This is a genomic window from Achromobacter sp. SIMBA_011, from assembly GCF_046535435.1.
GTDB classification, from domain to species: Bacteria; Pseudomonadota; Gammaproteobacteria; order Burkholderiales; family Burkholderiaceae_B; genus Achromobacter; species Achromobacter dolens.
This window is the reverse complement of record NZ_JAWRWN010000001.1, coordinates 1,112,100-1,132,148: the sequence shown is the minus strand read 5'-3', so window position 1 is coordinate 1,132,148 and position 20,049 is coordinate 1,112,100. Positions and strand designations below refer to the sequence as shown.

The 20,049-nt window shown below is 67.4% G+C and carries 15 protein-coding genes; 8 read left to right on the top strand and 7 right to left on the bottom strand.

The window, feature by feature from the left end; translation table 11 throughout:
• Nucleotides 1–19: 19 nt before the first annotated feature.
• The 6 genes from SB816_RS05235 to coq7 all read right to left on the bottom strand — a co-directional run bounded on the left by SB816_RS05235 (nt 20) and on the right by coq7 (nt 7,571).
• Nucleotides 20–1,165, bottom strand: coding sequence for a glycosyltransferase family 4 protein (locus SB816_RS05235; RefSeq protein WP_054500667.1), 1,146 nt, complete (start codon nt 1,163–1,165; stop codon nt 20–22).
• Entirely contained in the window at nt 1,166–2,515 is a 1,350-nt protein-coding gene (gene murJ, locus SB816_RS05230; RefSeq protein WP_054500666.1) for a murein biosynthesis integral membrane protein MurJ, read from the bottom strand.
• Between the two features lies 1 nt (nt 2,516).
• The gene (locus SB816_RS05225) at nt 2,517–3,542 is read right to left on the bottom strand and encodes an SDR family oxidoreductase (RefSeq protein ID WP_410546586.1); all 1,026 of its coding nucleotides are present in this window, start codon (nt 3,540–3,542) and stop codon (nt 2,517–2,519) included.
• A gap of 12 nt (nt 3,543–3,554) precedes the next feature.
• Nucleotides 3,555–4,832 carry a Vi polysaccharide biosynthesis UDP-N-acetylglucosamine C-6 dehydrogenase TviB gene (gene tviB / locus SB816_RS05220; protein ID WP_064528585.1) on the bottom strand — a complete coding sequence of 426 codons (1,278 nt, stop codon included), beginning with the start codon at nt 4,830–4,832 and terminating at the stop codon, nt 3,555–3,557.
• Nucleotides 4,833–4,930: 98 nt separating this feature from the next.
• Nucleotides 4,931–6,034: an MraY family glycosyltransferase gene (locus SB816_RS05215; protein ID WP_054500664.1), complete on the bottom strand. Its 1,104-nt coding sequence runs from the start codon at nt 6,032–6,034 to the stop codon at nt 4,931–4,933.
• Between the two features lie 859 nt (nt 6,035–6,893).
• Nucleotides 6,894–7,571, bottom strand: coding sequence for a 2-polyprenyl-3-methyl-6-methoxy-1,4-benzoquinone monooxygenase (coq7, locus tag SB816_RS05210; protein WP_395757045.1), 678 nt, complete (start codon nt 7,569–7,571; stop codon nt 6,894–6,896).
• Between the two features lie 114 nt (nt 7,572–7,685).
• On the opposite strand from coq7, the gene SB816_RS05205 reads away from it, so the two are divergent.
• From SB816_RS05205 to SB816_RS05190, 4 genes are all read left to right on the top strand, one after another.
• The gene (locus SB816_RS05205) at nt 7,686–8,129 is read left to right on the top strand and encodes an OsmC family protein (RefSeq protein WP_395757046.1); all 444 of its coding nucleotides are present in this window, start codon (nt 7,686–7,688) and stop codon (nt 8,127–8,129) included.
• A gap of 47 nt (nt 8,130–8,176) precedes the next feature.
• Nucleotides 8,177–9,148: a thymidylate synthase gene (locus SB816_RS05200; protein WP_395757047.1), complete on the top strand. Its 972-nt coding sequence runs from the start codon at nt 8,177–8,179 to the stop codon at nt 9,146–9,148.
• 399 nt (nt 9,149–9,547) lie between these two features.
• Complete coding sequence (locus tag SB816_RS05195; protein ID WP_054500660.1) at nt 9,548–11,611, top strand: putative bifunctional diguanylate cyclase/phosphodiesterase; 2,064 nt, start codon at nt 9,548–9,550, stop codon at nt 11,609–11,611.
• A 126-nt stretch (nt 11,612–11,737) separates the two neighbouring features.
• Nucleotides 11,738–12,223, top strand: coding sequence for a dihydrofolate reductase (locus SB816_RS05190; protein WP_054500659.1), 486 nt, complete (start codon nt 11,738–11,740; stop codon nt 12,221–12,223).
• A gap of 73 nt (nt 12,224–12,296) precedes the next feature.
• Here SB816_RS05190 and SB816_RS05185 read toward each other — a convergent pair whose 3' ends face one another.
• Nucleotides 12,297–13,715: a PLP-dependent aminotransferase family protein gene (locus SB816_RS05185; protein ID WP_049076217.1), complete on the bottom strand. Its 1,419-nt coding sequence runs from the start codon at nt 13,713–13,715 to the stop codon at nt 12,297–12,299.
• 171 nt (nt 13,716–13,886) lie between these two features.
• Here SB816_RS05185 and SB816_RS05180 point away from each other — a divergent pair, with 171 nt between their 5' ends.
• The 4 genes from SB816_RS05180 (at nt 13,887) to SB816_RS05165 (ending at nt 20,035) form a co-directional block, all read left to right on the top strand.
• Nucleotides 13,887–15,212 carry an aspartate aminotransferase family protein gene (locus tag SB816_RS05180; protein ID WP_049076219.1) on the top strand — a complete coding sequence of 442 codons (1,326 nt, stop codon included), beginning with the start codon at nt 13,887–13,889 and terminating at the stop codon, nt 15,210–15,212.
• Nucleotides 15,213–15,309: 97 nt separating this feature from the next.
• The gene (locus SB816_RS05175; protein WP_049076221.1) at nt 15,310–16,806 is read left to right on the top strand and encodes a CoA-acylating methylmalonate-semialdehyde dehydrogenase; all 1,497 of its coding nucleotides are present in this window, start codon (nt 15,310–15,312) and stop codon (nt 16,804–16,806) included.
• Between the two features lie 72 nt (nt 16,807–16,878).
• Nucleotides 16,879–18,384 carry a M81 family metallopeptidase gene (locus SB816_RS05170; RefSeq protein WP_144655552.1) on the top strand — a complete coding sequence of 502 codons (1,506 nt, stop codon included), beginning with the start codon at nt 16,879–16,881 and terminating at the stop codon, nt 18,382–18,384.
• A gap of 85 nt (nt 18,385–18,469) precedes the next feature.
• Entirely contained in the window at nt 18,470–20,035 is a 1,566-nt protein-coding gene (locus SB816_RS05165) for an ABC transporter substrate-binding protein (RefSeq protein WP_064528591.1), read from the top strand.
• Nucleotides 20,036–20,049: the final 14 nt, after the last annotated feature.

The window sequence follows — 20,049 nt, the reverse complement described above, 5'->3', positions numbered from 1 at the left end:
CAACGGTGTCGCGCGCGGCCTAGCGGGCCGATCCGCGCACACCGTCAAAAAGTTCTTTCCATTGGCCCAGCACCCGCTCGGCGGAGAAACGCTCGCGCACCGCCGTGGCCGCTTCGGCCATGCGCTGGCGCAAGGCCTCGTCGCCCATCACCGCATCCAGCTCGCGGCACAGCGCGTCGACGTCGCCATTGGGCCGCACCAGCACGCCGTCGACCCCTTCGCGCACGATCTCGCGTGGTCCGGTATCGCAATCGAACGCCACCGCGGCCAGGCCGCTCGCCATCGATTCCAGCAAAGTATTGGACAGCCCCTCGAAGCGCGACGTCAGCACGTACAGGTCGGCGCTCTGGTACCAATCGCCCACGTTGCCCGCGCGTCCCGGCAGGCTGACGCGCTCCTGCAAGCCAGCCTCGCGCACCTGCGCTTCCAGGGCGCGGCGCTCGTCGCCTTCGCCCAGGATAACCAGATCCCAGTCCGGATGCGACGGGGCCAGCCGGGCATAGGCGCGCAGCAACAGGTCAAAGCCCTTGTCGGCATGCAGCCGCCCCACCGCCAGCAGGCGCTTGCGGCCGTCGCCCGCAGGCGGCGTCAGCGCCGGTTCGCCCTTGGGCAATGGCCAATGCACCGGATTCGGAATCACCGCCAGCCGCGAGCCCGGCACGTGCTGTTCGATCCATTGCGCGGTGCCGCGCGTCAGGGCCACCACGCGCGCGGCGCGCGGATAGGTCAGGCGGCGCAGGCGTTGCCAGAAGCCCGACAGGGTCTGCGACGGCGGATGGGTGTGTTCGGTGGCGATGACGCGGCACGACAGGCCGGCGCACGCCAGCACGGACAGCACCGACGCCGTGGTCATCATGCCGAGCACGATGTCGGGCCGGAATGCCTTGATCACGCGCCGCAGCGCGCGCACGCGCTGCACATTGCTCCAGATGCCGCGCAGGCCGCCGCCCTCGCCCGCTGTGTGCAGCACCTCGCGCCGCACCTTCGGATGCAGCGTGTAGACGTCGCCGTCGGCGCTCGCCTGCGTCACCACCATGACCTCGCGGCCCATGCCGGCCCAATGCGCGCTCAGGTCGGCGGCGACCCGCTCGGCGCCCCCGCCATGCAACGAATGGATGAACAGCAGCACGCGCAACGGGCGGCCGGACTCGGGAGCGGCGGACATTCAGGCGGCCTCTTTGGGTTCGGCGCGGCGCAGGGCCACCACCAGATAGCAGGCATAGGACAGCACGTACATCAGGCTGGTGGCCAGCATGATGCCCGCGGCGCCCATCTTCGGCGCCAGCACCGTATTGAGCGCGGCTTTCAACGCGAAATTGCCGACCGCGATGGCGGCCATGATGCGATAGCGGTTCTGGCTGGCCAGCAACTGCACCAGGATCAGCACGCCGAAATAGAACGGCAACTGCAACAGGCCCCAGCGCAGCACATGCGCCACGGCCGCGGTATTCTCGGCGGTGAAGGCGCCGCGCTGGAACAGCACCGAAACGCCCCAGGGCGCGAGCACCCAGCCGATCGCCACGGCAAGGCCGCCGGCCGCCACCATCAGCACCGACCATTTCAGCGCCATGCCGCGCGCGCGCGCCGTGTCGCCACGCGCCTGCACGTCGGCCAGCACCGGCAGCGCCGCGCGTCCGACCGACACCGCGCCGATCCCCAGCAGCAGCGACAGCAACCGGCTGGCGTAGCCCAGCGTGGCGTTGGCATTGGCGCCCAGGTTGGCCGCGGCATATTGATCCAGCGGACCGACGAAGCTCATGGCCACCTGCCCGATCAGCATCACACCGGCCGCGCTCATCAGTTCGGGCCAGTGCGGCGAACGCAGGGTCAGCCTGGGCGCGCCCCAGAAGCCGCCGTCGGCGCGCGCGGCCAGCCAGGCCAGCCAGGCGGTCTGGATCGCATAGCCCACCAGCGTGCCCCATAGCAGCGGCCCCACGCTTTCGGCGCTGGCCGCCAGCATCACCCACGCCAGGGTCGCCACCGCCGGCACGCTGTCCAGCAGCGTGTTGACGTGGCGCTCATGCGCGCGCAGGCGCGCCGCGCTGATACCCGCGATCAGCAATAATGCCGCCACGGGCGCGAAGGCCAGCAACAGTTCGCCCGTCATGTCGCGGACCCGGGCCGAGAGCCCCTGGCCCAGCGCGCCCACCACTTGCGGCCAGGCGAACCAGGTCAGCGCGGCCAGCGCGATGCCCGCGGCCGCCACCCAGCCCTGCAGCTCACGGATGAATTGCTCGCGTTCGGCGTCCTCGGCGCGGCGCAGCCGCACCAGCACCGGAATCAGCACCACCGACAGCACGCCCACGATCGTGACCGGCAGCCAGGTGGCCATCGTCATCGAGAACTGATAGGCGTCCACGGCGTCGCTGACGCCGTAGCGGTACGCCACCGCCATCTCCTTGATGGCGCCGGCGGCCTTGCCCAGCAGCAGGAACACCGCCACCCGGAACGCACCTTTGAAAATGCGTTGGTGGTCCGGGTGGATGCTGCCGAGTTTGCGGACGAGTGCTTTCAAATCAACGCAGGAATTGCGTGTACCAGGGCATCGCCACTTCCAGGCCCTGCAGCACCGTGTGCGTGGGCTGGTAGCCGAGCAGGCGGCCGGCCTTGCTGACGTCGGCCTGCGAGTGGCGCACGTCGCCCGCGCGGAAGTCGCCGTAGACCGGCTGCTTGCCATAGGCGACATTCTGATTGCCCAACGCCCGGACGAGGAAACCGAACAGGTCGTTCAGGGTGCTGCGGCCGCTGACGGCCACGTTGTAGACCTGGTTGCGGGCTTCCGGCGGCGCCATGGCCGCCAGGATGTTCGCCTGGACCGCGTTCTCGACGAAGCAGAAATCGCGGCTGGTCTCGCCATCGCCGTTGATGGTGACGTCTTCGCCCTTGATCATCGCGGCGGTCCACTTCGGGATCACCGCCGCATAGGCGCCGTCCGGGTCCTGGCGCTTGCCGAACACGTTGAAATAGCGCAGGCCGACGGTCTCGAAACCGTAGGAGCGCGCGAAGACGCTCGCGTACAGCTCGTTGACGTACTTGGTGACGGCATACGGCGACAGCGGATTGCCGATGTTCTCCTCGACCTTGGGCAAGGCCGGGTGATCGCCGTAGGTCGAGCTGGAGGCCGCATAGACGAACGACTTGACCTCGGCATCGCGCGCGGCGACCAGCATGTTCAGGAAGCCGCCGATATTCACCTCGTTGGTGGTGATCGGATCCTTCAGCGAACGCGGCACCGAGCCCAGCGCCGCCTGATGCAGCACGAAGTCCACGCCCTGCGTGGCGCGACGGCAGGCTTCCAGGTCGCGGATATCGCCTTCGATGAACGAGAAGCGGGCCCACTGCTCGGCCGTGACCGAGCCACGCACCTCATCCAGATTGCGTTGGTAGCCGGTGGCGAAGTTGTCCAGGCCGACCACGGCCTGGTCCAGCTTCAGCAGGGTTTCCAGCAGGTTGGAGCCGATGAAACCCGCGCAGCCGGTCACCAGCCACTTGCGCGGCACGGCGGCGAGTTCCCGGGTGACAGTCTCGAAACGTGTGGTCATGCGACGTCCTCCTTACAGGCGCAGATCGGATTCGGCGGGCGACAACACGTACTTCAGGTCATAAAGGATGTGTTCCGGCTTGCCCAGCTTGCGGATGCCTTCGGCGCCCAGGTCCTTGAACTGGTGGTGCGCGACGGCGAGGATCACCGCATCGTACTTGCCCGCTTCCGGCTTGGCGATCGGCGTGATGCCGTATTCGTGGACCGCCTCTTCGGGCTCGACCCACGGGTCGTACACATCGACGTCAACGTTGTAGTCGCCCAGCTCCTTCACGATATCGACGATGCGGGTGTTGCGCAGGTCGGGGCAGTTTTCCTTGAAGGTCAGGCCCATCACCAGCACGCGCGCGCCCTGCACGTGGATGCGGCGCTTGGTCATGGCCTTGACCAGTTGCGACACCACGTAGCTGCCCATCGAGTCGTTCAGGCGGCGACCCGCCAGAATGATCTCGGGGTGGTAGCCGATCGACTGCGCCTTGTGCGTCAGGTAGTACGGATCCACGCCGATGCAGTGGCCGCCCACCAGGCCCGGGCGGAACGGCAGGAAGTTCCACTTCGTACCGGCCGCTTGCAGCACGGCCTCGGTGTCGATGCCCATCTTGTTGAAGATCAGCGCCAGTTCGTTGATCAACGCGATGTTGACGTCGCGCTGGGTATTCTCGATCACCTTGGCGGCTTCGGCCACACGGATGCTGGACGCCTTGTGGGTGCCGGCGGTGATGATCTGCTTGTAGAGCTGGTCCACCAGTTCGGCCACTTCCGGCGTCGAGCCCGAAGTGACCTTCTTGATCGTGCTGACGCGGTGCTCCTTGTCGCCCGGGTTGATGCGCTCGGGACTGTAGCCGGCGTAGAAGTCGACGTTGTACTTCAGGCCCGACACGCGTTCCAGCACCGGCACGCAGTCTTCCTCGGTGGCGCCGGGGTAGACGGTCGATTCGTAGATGACGATGTCGCCACGCTTGAGCACCGAACCGATGGTCTCGCTGGCCTTGACCAGCGGGGTCAGGTCGGGTTGCTTGTATTCGTCGATCGGCGTGGGCACGGTGACGATGAAGACGTTGGCCTGGCCGAGTTCGGCGCGGTCGGCGGTGTAGGACAGTTGCTTGGCTTCGGCCAGTTCGGCGTCGCTGACTTCCAGCGTGTGGTCGTGACCGGCCTTCAGGGCGTCGATCCGGCGCGTATTGATATCGAAGCCGATGACCGAGCGCTTCTTGCCGAATTCCACTGCCAGCGGCAGGCCGACATAGCCCAGGCCGACGACCGCGAGTTTCACATCCTGAATACGCAACATAACTCTCCCTTCACCGTAGAACGATTACGGCATTTTAAATATGGTCGGGGTGATGGATAACCAGGCCCCCGGCGGCGATCGCCGGGGCGCCCAACAACTTAATCGGCTCGCAGGACGGAGGGCAACAGCAACCACCCCGGACGGCGCCACGACACCAGTCGCGCATACAGCCAGATATAGACGCTGGCGAACACCACCAGGCTGGCGCTGAGCGCCCAGGCGTTGTCCCACCAGATGGTGGCGGGCACCAGGCCAATCAGGGCCAGCACCCACATGTAGGGCGAGGCCAACGCATTGCACAGCGCCGGCACCGCATGGCGGCGGCCGCGGCTGAAGGTCACGCGCACCAGGCGGCGGAACACCAGTTGATGCAGGTGCAAGGCATCCGGTTGGTCCACCGGCACGCCGCGCTTGAAGCGGCGGCGCCAGATGGAAAAGCCGGTTTCGAATACGGGGTAGAACAACACCGCCAGCGCGTAGAACGGCGACACCGAAGGGTTGCGCACCACCAGCAGCACGGCCAGCTCGGCCAGCATGAAACCCAGGAAGTACGCGCCGCCATCGCCCAGGAAGACGCGGCCGAACGGGAAGTTCCAGACCAGGAATCCCAGCGTGGCCGAAGCCAGCGCCGCGGCAATCAGGAAGATCGGCACATCGCCAACCTGCAGCGCGACCAGGCTGATGGACACCGCCATCAGCGTCGCGACCATGCCGGCCAGGCCGTTCATGCCGTCGACGATGTTCAGGGCGTGGGTACAGCCGCCCACCGCGAACATGGTGAACACCAGGGAAACAGGCCAGTACGAGAGGACATAATCCACCGGGGCCATGCCGACGCGGCTGACGCCACCCAGCAGCCACCACGCGATCGCAGCGGACAGGAAAGCCGCGAGCAGACGCTTGCTGGCGCCGATGTCCTTGGTGATGTCTTCGAGCAGGCCCGCCACGAACACGGGCAGCGCCGACACGAACAGGGCCGGCCACAACCAGGTCAGGGTCATGTTGTCGGGCCCGAGCACCAGCAGGCCCAGGAGCGTGCCGGCCAGCACGGCCAGGCCGCCGACGCGGGGCGTGGCGCGCGAATGATTCGCTTGCGGCTTGTTGAGATCGCTGTCGCCGGTGAAGGCGCCATGCCAGCGCTCCGACGCCACGATGAGTCCCCCCACCATGAACGCGACCACGCATATGTACAGCCAGGTCACAGGGTCACCTCTGGTTGGTCTATCGAGACAGGCCGGCCATTATCAATGGCAGGTGTAACGCCCATATATGGGAGGGATAAGGAAGTGCAAATCACCGGGACAGAACGTAACGTCCGCAACCCCGACCCGGATACGTGCGGGCATCCCCGGTTCGCGGGAGATGCGGCAACGCGGCGGGCAGCGCGCGGAAATACGGATTTCATGCAGTAATTGTAGAGCTTTCCGCCTCCGCACACGCGAAATATCCAAGGGAAAACGCGGAGGGCGCCCAGGCATGATCGCGGCGCTTGCGCCTCGACTCGTCCGATGCGGATGGTCGGCAGCGGGCTTAAATGGGGACGCATTAACTCGGCTTAAAAAAAAGCCCGAGATCGTGAGATCTCGGGCTAAATCCACCAAAGGAGGAGGGTGGAGGAGACAACCGTGGCATGTTGGGAGCGGCTTTCACTCGCTGCGCTGTCGGGGTTCATTTTGCTTGGGTCTTGCTTTTGAACCGCGCCGACTGCGTTTCAACATCCGATGAGATGCATAGTATCGGGTTTTTTTGTGCGATGCAAGAATTTTTTTGAGCTCTGCGCACTGCACCATTTCACGTTGCATTTTTGCCGCAAACTCCTCGGCCGTCGCCCGCAAAGCCGCATACAGCAATGACCTCCAAAAACGGAGGGTTATTGCCGAAGGGGTAAACCCCGTACGGACTTACCCTAGCTGATTCCGGGTATTCCCGGCCTATGCCTTGCACCGGAAAGGTGCATACGGCACCAATATGCTGCAATTATTGCGCATCGCAACATTTTCATGCCCCATGGGCAGGCATGCGGGCGCTGGCGGCGTCCGCCCCGGATGCCGGGCATCGCGGTCAGACCCAATAGGCGGTCGTCGTCATGACCTTGGACATTGCCCGCATCGCGGCCTTGACCGGACCGGGCAGCGGCACGCCGCCCGCCGCCTCGGCACTGGCGCGGTGCTGGGCCTCGTCATCCTTCATCTTCTGCACGATCTGGCGCGAGCGGGCGTCCTGCTCCGGCAGGGTGCGCAGGTGCCCTTCCAGATGCGCCTCGACCTGCTTTTCGGTTTCGGCCATGAAGCCCAGGTTGCGCGGCGCGCCCGCATAGCCGGCCAGCAGCCCCAGCGCGAACGAGCCTGCGTACCAGACCGGATTGAGCAGGCTGGGACGGCTGCCCAGCTCCATCAGGCGCTGGTTGCACCAGACCAGATGATCGACTTCCTCGCCGGCGGCTTCGAGCAGCAAGGCGCGCGGGCCGGGTTCACGGCACACCGCCGCCTGCCCGCGGTACAGCGCCTGGGCGCAGACTTCGCCCACGTGGTTGACCCGCATCAGCCCGGCCGCGTGGCGCTTTTCCTGCGCCGACAGGGTGTCCGGCGCCTCCTCGGCCGTGGCCGGATTGGCGCGGCCGGCGCTGGCGCTGCCGGACAGCACGCGCAGCGCCCGGTCGGCTTCCGCCAACAGCGCATCCAGCGGATTGGAACGACGCAGGAAGGCGGCGGGACCGGATTGGGGCAAGGTGGGGGACATGGACGGCTCCTGAATTTGCCGCACACCCCTGATGCGGGGCGGGGCTCTCATGCGGAATTGTACGCAACGGGTATCATCAGCCATTGACTGCGCTCAAGCACAAGGACCTGACAAATGGAATGCACGATCGACTGGGGCGGCCCCAACGGCATGCTCTTCACCGCCAGCACCGGCAGCGGCCACGTGGCCGTGATGGACGGCGCGGTGGACGGCGGCGGCCACAACCTGGCGCCCCGCCCCATGGAAATGCTGCTGGCCGGCACCGGCGGCTGCACCGCCTATGACGTCGTGCTGATCCTCAAGCGCGGCCGCCATGCCGTAACCGGCTGTAGCGTCAAGCTGCAGGCCGACCGCGCCGACGTCGACCCCAAGGTGTTCACGCGCATCCACTTCGCCTTCACCGTCACTGGCCGCAACCTGCCGCGCGCGGCGGTCGAGCGCGCCGTGCAGTTGTCGCACGAGAAATACTGCTCGGCCTCGGCCATGCTCGAAAAGACCGCCGAACTGACCTTCTCGGTGGAGATCGTCGATATCCAGGAAGCCCCCGCGGCGGCCTGACGCGGCCCGTTGCCGACGCCACCTCAGCCTTTTCAGATTCTGTACCCATGAAACAATACCTGGACCTCGTTCAAGCCATCCTGGACACCGGCGCGTGGCAGGAAAATCGGACGGGCATACGCACGCTGAGCATGCCGGGCGCCTCGCTGCGCTTCGACCTGCAGCAGGGCTTTCCGGCCGTGACCACCAAGAAGCTGGCCTTCAAATCCGCCATCGGCGAGATGGTCGGCTTCCTGCGGGGCGCGCGCAGCGCGGCGCAATTCCGCGAACTGGGTTGCAAGGTCTGGGACCAGAACGCCAACGAAAACGCGCAATGGCTGGCCAATCCGTACCGCGAGGGCCCGGACGACCTGGGCCCGGTCTACGGCGTGCAGTGGCGCCAGTGGCCGGCGTACAAGGTGCTGGACGCGGACCGCGCCGGCCAGGTCGATGACGCCCTGGCGCGCGGCTACACCAAGGTGGCCGACCTGCAGGACGGCGGCGTATCCAGGGTGCTGCTCTATAAAGCGGTGGACCAGTTGCGCCAGTGCCTGGATACCATCCACGAGCGTCCGGGCGACCGCCGCATCCTGTTCCACGGCTGGAACTGGGCGCAGATCGAGGAAATGGCGTTGCCGCCCTGCCACCTGCTCTATCAGTTCCTGCCTAACGCGACCACCCGCGAAATCTCGCTGTGCCTGTACATCCGTTCCAACGATGTCGGGCTGGGCACGCCGTTCAACCTGACCGAGGGCGCGGCGCTGCTGCACCTGGTGGGCCGGCTCACCGGTTACACGCCCCGCTGGTTCACCTATTTCATCGGCGACGCGCATATCTACGAGAACCATCTGCCGATGCTGCGCGAGCAACTGACCCGCACGCCGCACGAAGCGCCGCGGCTGGTGCTGTCCGACCGCATCCCCGATTTCGCCCAGACGGGCCGCTACGAGCCGGAATGGCTCGAAAAGGTCGAGCCGGGCGATTTTTCGCTGCAGGGCTACACCCACCACGCTCCGCTGACGGCGCCCATGGCGGTCTGAGAGCGGCGAACGGCATTCGCACACCGGCCAAAGGCTGGGCGCGCAGGCGCCGGGCGCGCCCTCTCGCGCAGGTGAAGATTGGTGAGCTTCTGGAGGCGCGTTTTCGGTATAACCCATCCCTTAGCCTCGGACGCGCGGCAAGCAAGCCCTGCGCGTCTTGGTTTCTGAACGGCCCATGTCGCGCCGTGCCTGCCACTCGCCGCGTAGCCGGGGCAAGCCGCCCGGCCTCGCCGACCGCCTGCAGTGCAGCGCCGCACCCCCCATCCAGACTAGTGAGTACGTAAATCGCCAGCGTCGACAGCAGGATCCTCTTGCGGCTCGTTTGCAACTGTTGACTACTAATTGATTTGAATTGAGGCCGGCGCGGCGGCTGTATGCGCTTAGGACAGGACCCCAAAAATGCTCGTTGGAACATATAACCCTTCGCTCGTCCTCGTATCCCTAGGGGTCGCCATCCTGGCGTCATACACGGCGCTGGGCATGGCCAACCGCGTCCGGGCCGCGAACGGACTGCCGGCGGCGCGTTACTGGCTGGCGGGCGGCGCGCTCGCCATGGGCATCGGCATCTGGTCCATGCACTTCGTCGGCATGCTGGCGTTCAACCTGCCGATCCCGATGGGCTACGACCTGCCGCTGACGCTCCTGTCGCTGGCGATCGCCATCGGCTGCTCCGCCTTCGCGCTGTGGATCGTCTGCAAGGACGATCTGCCCTGGCGCCGGCTGATCGTGGGCGCCCTGCTGATGGGCGCCGGCATCGCCGCCATGCACTATATCGGCATGGCCGCCATGCGCATGATGCCGGGCATCGTCTACGACCCTGCCTGGTTCGCGCTGTCCATCGCCATCGCGGTGGCCGCGTCGGGCGCCGCCCTCTGGATCACCTACCGCCTGCGCCATGACGGCCCGCGGGTGGCGCTGTCGCGGCCATTGGCGGCGGTGGTCATGGGGCTGGCGATCGTCGGCATGCACTACACGGGCATGAAGGCCGCCGGCTTTCCGGCCGACAGCATCTGCATGGCGGCGAACACCGGCATCTCGGCCGGCTGGCTGGCCATCGCGGTCACCGCCGTGACCTTGAGCGTGCTCGCCATCGCCCTGGTGGTGGCGGTGCTGGACAACCGCCTGGAAGCCCGCACCTCGGCGCTGGCCTCGTCGCTGGCCGAGGCCAACGAAGAACTGGTGCAACTGGCACTGCACGACACCCTGACCAAGCTGCCCAACCGCATCCTGCTGGAGGACCGCCTGGAACAAGCGATCGAGAGCGCCAGCCGCCGCAAGGGCTACTTCGCGGTGCTGTTCTTCGACCTGGACGGTTTCAAGGCGGTCAATGACGCCTACGGTCACCACACCGGCGACGCCCTGCTGATCGACCTGGCCCAGCGCATCCGCCAGACGCTGCGCACCCACGACACCGTGGCGCGGCTCGGTGGCGACGAATTCATCGTGCTCAGCGAAGTGGTGGAACCAACCGACGCCGCCAACGTGGCGGACCGCCTGATCGAGGCGATCGCCCGCCCTGTCATGGTGTACGGCCATGAAGTGCTGGTGACTTCCAGCGTCGGCATCGCCATCTACCCCAACGACGGCGAGGACACCCACGCCCTGCTGACCAACGCCGACGCGGCGATGTACCACGCCAAGCGCCTGGGCGGCACCGGCTACAGCTTCTTCGAGCCGTCGATGAACGCCGACGCGCACGAGCAGATCGAACTGCTGCACGACCTGCGCCTGGCGCAGGAACGGGGCCAGTTCGTGCTGCACTACCAACCCAAGTACGAGGCGCCCGCCGGGCCTATCATGGGCGCCGAGGCGCTGCTGCGCTGGAACCACCCGACCCGCGGCCTGGTGGGTCCCGACCAGTTCATTCCGACGGCGGAAAAAACCGGGCTGATCCTGTCGATCGGCGAATGGGTCATCAACGAAGCCTGCCGCCAGATGCGCCAGTGGATCGATGCCGGCCAGGGCCACTGGACCATCGCCGTCAACATCTCGGCGCTGCAGTTCGCCCATTCCGGCCTGGTCGAGACCGTGCGCACCGCGCTGGCGCGGCACGACGTGCCGCCCTCCTGCCTGACGCTGGAAGTGACCGAATCGACCGCGATGCGCGACGCCGAGGCCAGCCTGACGGTGCTCAAGCGCCTGTCCGGCCTGGGCGTGACCATCTCGATCGACGATTTCGGCACCGGCTACTCCAGCCTCCTGTACCTGAAGCGCCTGCCCGCCACCGAACTGAAGATCGACCGCGGCTTCGTCAACCAGTTGGACAACGACAATGAGGACGCCGCCATCATCTCGGCGATCGTCGCGCTGGGGCAACAACTGAACCTGCGCATCGTGGCCGAAGGCGTGGAAACCACCGCGCAGCAGAAATTCCTGACGGGCCTGGGCTGCGATTCGCTGCAGGGCTTCCTGCTGGGCAAGCCGATGCCCGCCGACGAATTCCTGGAACACGCCTCAAGCTGAGCCGACGCGGACGCCCCGCCGCGACGCGGCGGTTCTACCCGCCGCCCGCCCCTGCCGGCCAGATTTGCTACGCTTGGGGTCTTCCCGCCGGCCACGCCGGCTCCCCTTCCGAGCGCCCGCCCCCGCATGTCCGCCCGCCTGACCCTGATCGTCGCCTATTCCACCAACCGCGCCATCGGCCGCGACAATGCCCTGCCCTGGAAACTGCCGGGCGACCTGGCGCACTTCAAGCGCAGCACCCTGGGCCATCCCATCATCATGGGCCGCAAGACCTGGGACTCGCTGGGCCGCCCCCTGCCCGGCCGCGCCAACATCGTCATCAGCCGCAACCCCGCCTTCGAGGCCGCGGGCGCCACCGTGGTGCCGACGCTGGAGGCCGCCGTCGCCGCCTGCGGCGACAGCGCAGAGGCGTTCGTCATCGGCGGCGCGCAGATCTACACGCAGGCCCTGCCGCAGGCCAGCCGCATCCTGGCCACCGAAGTCCATGCCGAAGTCGAGGGCGACGCCTTTTTCCCGCTGCTGCCCGGCTTCCAGTGGCGCGAAACCGCGCGCCAGGCGCAGCCCGAGGAAAACGGCTACCGCTACGATTTCGTGACGTACGAACGCGCCTGAACCCCGCCCTGGGGATGACCGCGGCCGGCGCCGCCGCCGCGCCCGGCGGTATCGCAACGCCCGGCCGCAAAGGCTACGCCGCGCCCTCGTTGCGCATGAAGCGCCACAGCGCCGGCGCTTCCGAATACGCCACGTTGAAGCGCACCCAAGGCGTATCGGCCTCGTCGGCCTCGAAATACGACCCCGGCGCCAGCCAGATGCCGTCCTTCAGCGCCAGCCCCGCCAGGCCGTTGGCGCCGCGCTCGCGCCATTGCCCGGCCACCTTGGCCCACAGGAACAGGCCCGCCTGGGGCCGCGCGTAGATCTCGAAACCATGCTGCGCCATCAACCCGGCCACCGTCGCGTGCGCCTGGGCCAGCCGTTCGCGGGTGCGCTCGATGTGCGCCCGGTAGCGGCCCTCGCGGATGACCTGGTGCACGATGCGCTCCATGATCTCCGGCGAGGTCAGTCCCACCGCCATCTTGGTGCGCGCGATATCGCGCGCCAGGTCGCGGTGCGCCACCACGTAACCGACCCGCACCGACGGGCTGATGACCTTGGAATAGCCGCCCAGGTAGACCACACGGCGGCCGCCATCGAGCGCCGCCAGCATGGGCGTGACGCCGGGCGCCAGTTCGCGGGAAATGTCGTCCTCGACCACCCACAGCCCGTGGCGCTCGGCCAGTTGCAGAATGCGGAAGGCATTGGCCATGCTGATGCTGGCGCCGGACGGGTTCTGCAGGGCGGTGTTGACGAACAGCGCGCGCGGCCGGTGCTGCGACGCGGCCTGCTCCAGCGCCTCGCAATCCAGGCCATCCAGCGTGCGCGCCACCGGCACCACCCGCAGCCCGGCCAACCGCAGCATCTGCAACAGGTTGGCGTAGGCCGGCTGCTCGACCAGCACGGTGTCGCCCGGCCGCAGCAGCGTGCGGATCACCATGTCCAACCCGTGCGTCACGCCCTGGGTCAGCAGCACCTGCGACACTTCCACCTCCATGCCCTGCGCGCTGAGCGTGGCGGCGATGGTCTCGCGCAGCGGCGCGTAGCCATAGGGATGGCCGTAGTTGGCGATGCGCATGGCCGGCACCCGGCCCATGTGGCGCAGCGCCATGTGCAGCCCCTCTTCATTGAGCCACTCGCCCGGCAGCCAGCCGCAGCCCGACTTGATGGGAATGGAGTGGTCCGCGAAGATGTCCGACAGCAGCCAGGCCGCGTTCAGCCGCGGCGGCTCCCAGGACTGCGGCTCGCCCCGGCGCGGCGGCGCGTCGGGCGAGGCCACGCGATAGCCGGCGCCGGGGCGCGCCGCCAGCCAGCCCAGTGATACTAGGCGGTTATAGGCGCTGGCCACGGTGAAGGTGCTGACCTGGTACTGGCGCGCGAAGTCGCGCACCGAGGGTAGGGACATACCCGGACGCAGCTCCTGCGCCTCGATGGCGCGCAGCACGGCGGCCACGAGCTGGTCCACCAGGGTTGGCGCCTGCCCCCGGGCACGCACGGGCTGGAAGTCGATCACGGCGCTACGCTATCTGTACAGTTGTCATGCTTGCAACTATACAGTTAGCCCGGTTTGCGCGGATTGTATATTTTCATTCCTCGCCGGACGTACCAGAATCAATCGCATCCCGCCGGCCGCCCGCCCGACACGCGCGCAGGCTCCGGCGCCTGTCCTTCCCCTGGAGCCGCCATGAACGCCCCCGCCGAGTTGCCCGACCTGTCCCATCTGTGGATGCCCTTCACCGCCAACAAGCAGTTCAAGGCGCATCCGCGCATGCTGGCGGCGGCCAAGGGCATGTACTACACCTCGGCCGATGGCCGCCAGGTGCTGGATGGCACCGCCGGCCTGTGGTGCGTGAACGCCGGCCACGGCCGCCAGGAGATCGTCGAGGCGATCTCGCGCCAGGCCGGCATCATGGACTACGCCCCGGGCTTCCAGCTCGGCCACCCGCTGGCCTTCGAGGCAGCCACGGCCGTCGCCAGCTTCATGCCGCAGGGCCTGGACCGCGTGTTCTTCACCAACTCCGGTTCCGAATCGGTCGACACCGCCCTGAAGATCGCCCTGGCCTACCACCGCGCCCGCGGCGAAGGCCAGCGCACCCGCCTGATCGGCCGCGAGCGCGGCTACCACGGCGTGGGCTTCGGCGGCATTTCGGTCGGCGGCATCTCGCCCAACCGCAAGACCTTCTCCGGCGCGCTGCTGCCCGCCGTGGACCACTTGCCCCACACCCACAACCTGGAGCAGAACGCCTATTCCAAGGGCCAGCCGGCCTGGGGCGCGCACCTGGCCGAGGACCTGGAGCGCATCATCGCGCTGCACGACGCCTCGACCATTGCCGCGGTCATCGTGGAACCCATGGCCGGCTCCACCGGCGTGCTGATCCCGCCCAAGGGCTACCTGGAAAAGCTGCGCGAGATCACGTCCAAGCACGGCATCCTGCTGATCTTCGACGAAGTCATCACCGCCTACGGCCGCCTCGGCGCGGCCACCGCGTCGGAATTCTTCGGCGTGACGCCGGACCTGATCGCGATGGCCAAGGGCGTCAGCAACGCCGCCGTGCCGGCAGGCGCGGTCGCGGTGCGCCGCGAGGTGCATGACGCCATCGTCAACGGCCCGGCCGGCGGCATCGAGTTCTTCCACGGCTACACCTATTCGGCCCACCCGCTGGCGGCCGCCGCCATCCTGGCGACGCTGGACATCTACCGCCGCGAGGACCTGTTCGCCCGCGCCCGCAAGCTGTCCGGCGCCTTCGAGCAGGCCGCCCACAGCCTGAAGGGCGCGCCGCACGTCATCGACGTGCGCAACCTGGGCCTGGTGGCCGGCGTCGAGCTGGCGCCGCGCGCCGGCGCGCCGGGCGCGCGCGCCGCCGAGGTGTTCCAGAAGTGCTTCGACAGCGGACTGATGGTGCGTTACACCGGCGACATCATCGCCGTCTCGCCCCCGCTGATCATCGACGAGGCCCAGATCGGCCAGATCTTCGAGCAGATCGGCAAGGTGCTCAAGGAAGTCGCGTAGTCCCCGGCGCGGCGCAGGCGCCGCGCCTCGCACACAATGGCGGGCGGCCCCGGGCCGCCCTCCGGCGTTTTCAAAGAACCCCGCTCCGAGCTTTCCCATGAAGAAGAACCTCTCCCACTACATCAACGGCCAGCCCTACGATGGCCGCAGCAACCGCTACGCCGACGGTTTCAATCCGGCCACGGGCGAGATCATCACCTCCGTGCCGCTGGCCTCCACCGACGAAGTGGCGCTGGCCGTGGCCGCCGCCAAGGCCGCCTTTCCGGCCTGGTCCGAAACCCCGGCGCTCAAGCGCGCCCGCGTGCTGTTCAACTTCAAGGCGCTGCTGGACAAGCACCAGGACGAACTGGCCGAACTGATCACGCGCGAGCACGGCAAGGTGTTCTCGGACGCCAAGGGCGAAGTGATGCGCGGCATCGAAGTGGTCGAATTCGCCTGCGGCATTCCGCAACTGTTCAAGGGCCAGTATTCCGACCAGATCGGCGGCGGCATCGACAACTGGAGCATGCGCCAGGCGCTGGGCGTGGTGGCCGGCATCACGCCGTTCAACTTCCCGATGATGGTGCCCTGCTGGATGTTCCCGGTGGCCATCGCCTGCGGCAACACCTTCGTGCTCAAGCCGTCCGAACGCGATCCCTCGGCCTCGCTGCGCCTGGCCGAGCTGCTGACCGAAGCCGGCCTGCCGCCGGGCGTGTTCAACGTGGTGCACGGCGACAAGCAGGCCGTGGACGCGCTGATCGCGCACCCCGACGTCGAGGCCCTGTCCTTCGTCGGCTCGACCCCGATCGCCGAATACATCTACGCCGAAGGCACGCGCCGCGGCAAGCGCGTGCAGGCCCTGGGCGGCGCCAAGAACCACCTGGTGGTGATGCCGGACGCCGATCTCGACCAGGTCACCGATGCGCTGATGGGCGCGGCCTACGGCTCGGCCGGCGAGCGCTGCATGGCGATCTCGGTGGCCGTGGCGGTAGGCGACGTGGCCGACAAAGTCATCGAACGCCTGATCCCGCGCGTCAAGGCGCTGGTGGTCAAGGATGGCATGCAGGGCGACGCCGAAATGGGCCCGCTGGTCACGGCGCAGCACCGCAACAAGGTCATCGGCTACATCGAGGACGGCGTCGCCGCCGGCGCCGAGCTGGTGGTCGACGGCCGCGGCCTGAAAGTGCCGGGCGCCGAAAAGGGTTTCTTCCTGGGCGGCACGCTGTTCGACAAGGTCAAGCCCGCGATGAACATCTACCGCGAAGAGATCTTCGGGCCGGTGCTGTGCGTGGTGCGCGTGCCCGACTTCGCCGCCGCGGTCGAACTGATCAACGCCCATGAATTCGGCAACGGCGTGGCCTGCTTCACGTCCGACGGCGGCGTGGCGCGCGCCTTCGCCCGCCAGATCAAGGTGGGCATGGTCGGCATCAACGTGCCGATCCCGGTGCCGATGGCCTGGCACTCGTTCGGCGGCTGGAAGCGCTCGCTGTTCGGCGACCACCACGCCTACGGCGAGGAAGGCATCCGCTTCTACTCGCGCTACAAGAGCGTGATGCAGCGCTGGCCGGACAGCATCGCCAAGGGCGCGGAATTCACCATGCCCGTGGCCAAGTAATCCTGCCCACACCGCCCCGGCCCGCCAAGAGGCCGGGGTTTTGCCGAAAGACACACAACAAGGGGAATCCTGATGCGCATCGGGATAGGCGGCTTTCAGCATGAAACCAATACGTTCGCGCCCTCGCGCGCGGCGTGGGAAGACTTTGCCGACAAGGGCGGCGGCTGGCCGAAACTGGTCAGCGGTCCGGCGATGTTCCAGGCCGTGGCTGGCGCCAACATTCCCGTGGCCGGCTTCATCGAGGCCATGCAACAGCACACGCTGCTGCCGGCCACGTGGGCCGCGGCCAGCCCGTCGGGCCCGGTCACCGAGGACGCGTTCGAACGCATCAGCGCCCTGATCCTGCAGGGCCTGCAAGCGGCCATGCCGCTGGATGGCGTGTACCTGGACCTGCACGGCGCTATGGTCACCGAGCACCTGGACGACGGCGAGGGCGAACTGCTCAAGCGCGTGCGGGCGCTGGTTGGCCCTGACGTGCCGGTGGTGGCCAGCCTCGACCTGCACGCCAACATGACAGCGGCAATGGTGCGTTACGCCGACGCGCTGGTCTGCTACCGCACCTATCCGCACATCGACATGGCCGAGACCGGCCAGCGCGCCGCCGCGCTGCTGGCGCGGCGCCTGGCCGGCGCGCCTCGTCCCTGCGTGGCGCTGCGGCAGTTGCCCTACCTGATTCCGCTGTGCTGGCAATCGACCGACATCGAGCCAGCGCGCAGCCTGTACCAGATGGTCGGCGACATCGAGGCGCGCGGCGCCCAGAGCGCGTCGCTGGCCACCGGCTTTCCCGCCGCGGACTTTCCCGACTGCCTGCCGGCGGTATGGGCCTACGGCGCCACCCAGGCCGAGGCCGACGCGGCCGCCGACACGCTGGCGCGCGCGGTGCTCGATGCCGAACGGGATTTTGGCGGCACCCTGTATTCGCCCGATGACGCGGTCACGACCGCCCTGCGCCTGGCGCGCGAGGCCAACGCGCCGGTGGTCATCGCCGACGCGCAGGACAATCCGGGCGCCGGCGGCAGTTCCGACACCACCGGCCTGCTGCGCGCGCTGATCCGCCACCAGGCGCGCGATGCCGCCATCGGACTGATCGTCGATCCGGAAGCGGCGCTGGCCGCGCACCGCGCTGGCGTGGGTAAATCGGTCCGCATTGCATTGGGTGGACACTCGGGTATTCCCGACGACGAACCGCTGGACGCGGAGTTCATCGTGGAGAAAACTTCGGATGGGCGCTTCGATACGCATGGCGCGTTCTATCGCGGCTTCCACATGGACCTGGGCCCCAGCGCCTGCCTGCGCATCGGCGGCGTGCGCATCGTGGTGGCGTCCAACAAGGTGCAGATGGCCGACCAGGAAATGTTCCGCTTCGCCGGCATCGAGCCGCGCCGCGCGGCCATCCTGGCGGTGAAAAGCTCGGCGCATTTCCGCGCCGACTTCACCCCGATCGCCCACACGATCCTGGTTTGCGCCGCGCCGGGTTCCATGCTGATGGATGCGGCAAAACAACCATGGACACGGTTGCGTCCCGGCATCAGAATGGCGCCTTGCGGCCCGGTGTTTGCCGGCGCCGCGACCGACTGACCCTCGCTCGCCGCGCCCCGGGGCGCGGCGCGTTAACGACGTAGCGGCGAAACGCGCCGCTCACTACGCATACAAGGGGAATTTCATGCTCAAGTTCGTCCGCGCGGCCGCGTTCGCCGGCGCCACCCTGCTGATGGCCCATGGCGCCTACGCCGACACCGTCATCAAGGCGGTGATGCATTCGCCGCTGCGCCTGACCGATCCGCACGCCACCACCGCGTACATCACGACGTGGCATGGCTACATGATCTACGACACCCTGCTGGCCACCGACGCCGACAACAAGATCCAGCCGCAGATGCTGGAAAAGTGGGATGTCTCGGCCGACGGCAAGACCTACACCATGACGCTGCGCCCGGGCCAGAAATGGCATGACGGCAAGCCCGTCACGGCCGAGGATTGCGTCGCGTCGATCAAGCGCTGGGCCGCGGGCGACGGCATGGGCCGCACGCTGCTGAAATTCACCGACAAGATCGAAGTCATCGACGACAACAGCTTCCGCATCGTCATGAAGGAACCCACGGACCTGGCGCTGCGCGCCCTGTCCAAGCCGACCGGCACCGCGCCGTTCATGATGCCCAAACGCATCGCCGATCTGCCGATCGGCCAGCCGATCACCGACATGACCGGCTCGGGTCCGTTCAAGGTCATCGAGTTCAAGCCGGGCGTGAAGACCGTCTACGCCAAGAATGCCGACTACGTGCCGCGCAAGGAGCCCGCCAGCGGCCTGGCCGGCGGCAAGGTGGTGAACGTGGACAAGGTCGAGTGGGACGTGATGCCCGACGCCCTGACCACCGCCAACGCGCTGCTGGGCGGCGAGATCGACTTCGTCGAGCAGTTCCCGTACGACCTGCTGCCGATGGTCGAGGGCAACAAGGACCTGAAGGAAGAGTCGCTCAGCCCGGTCGGCTACTTCACGATGTACCGTTTCAACTTCAAGTACCCGCCCTTCAACAACAAGAAGATCCGCCAGGCCGCGATGTACGCCATCGGCCAGGAAGACGTGATGAAGGCGCTGGTGGGCAATCCCAAGTACTGGCGAACCTGCGCCTCGCTGTGGGGCTGCGGCACGCCGCTGGAATCGGACATCGGCAAGGACGTGGTGGTGCCCTCGAACATCGAGAAGGCCAAGGCCCTGCTGAAGGAAGCCGGCTATGACAACACCCCGATCCTGGTGATGCACGCCACCGACGTCGGCACGCTGTCGGCGCAGCCGGTGGTGATGGCACAGGCGCTGCGCAAGGCCGGCTTCAACGTCAACCTGGCGGCGATGGACTGGCAGAGCGTGGCGACCCGCCGCGCCTCGAAGGCGGCGCCGGCCGAAGGCGGCTGGAACATCCACAACACCAACTGGTACGCCACCGACGTGATGGACCCGGTGCGCTCGGCCCCGGCCGCGGCCAACGGCGACAACGCCTGGTTCGGCTGGCCCGACTTCCCCCAGGTCGAGGAACTGCGCACCAAGTTCGCGCTGACCTCCGATCCGGCCGAGCAGAAGAAGATCGCCGATGAATTGCAGCGCATCGGCATCGACGAAGGCCTGTACGTGCCGCTGGGCCAGATGTCCGTGCCCACCGTGTACACCACCAAGCTCTCGGGCCTGGTGCATGCGCCGGTGTTCGCGTTCTGGAATGTGAAAAAAGCCCCTTGACGGGCAAGTAGTTC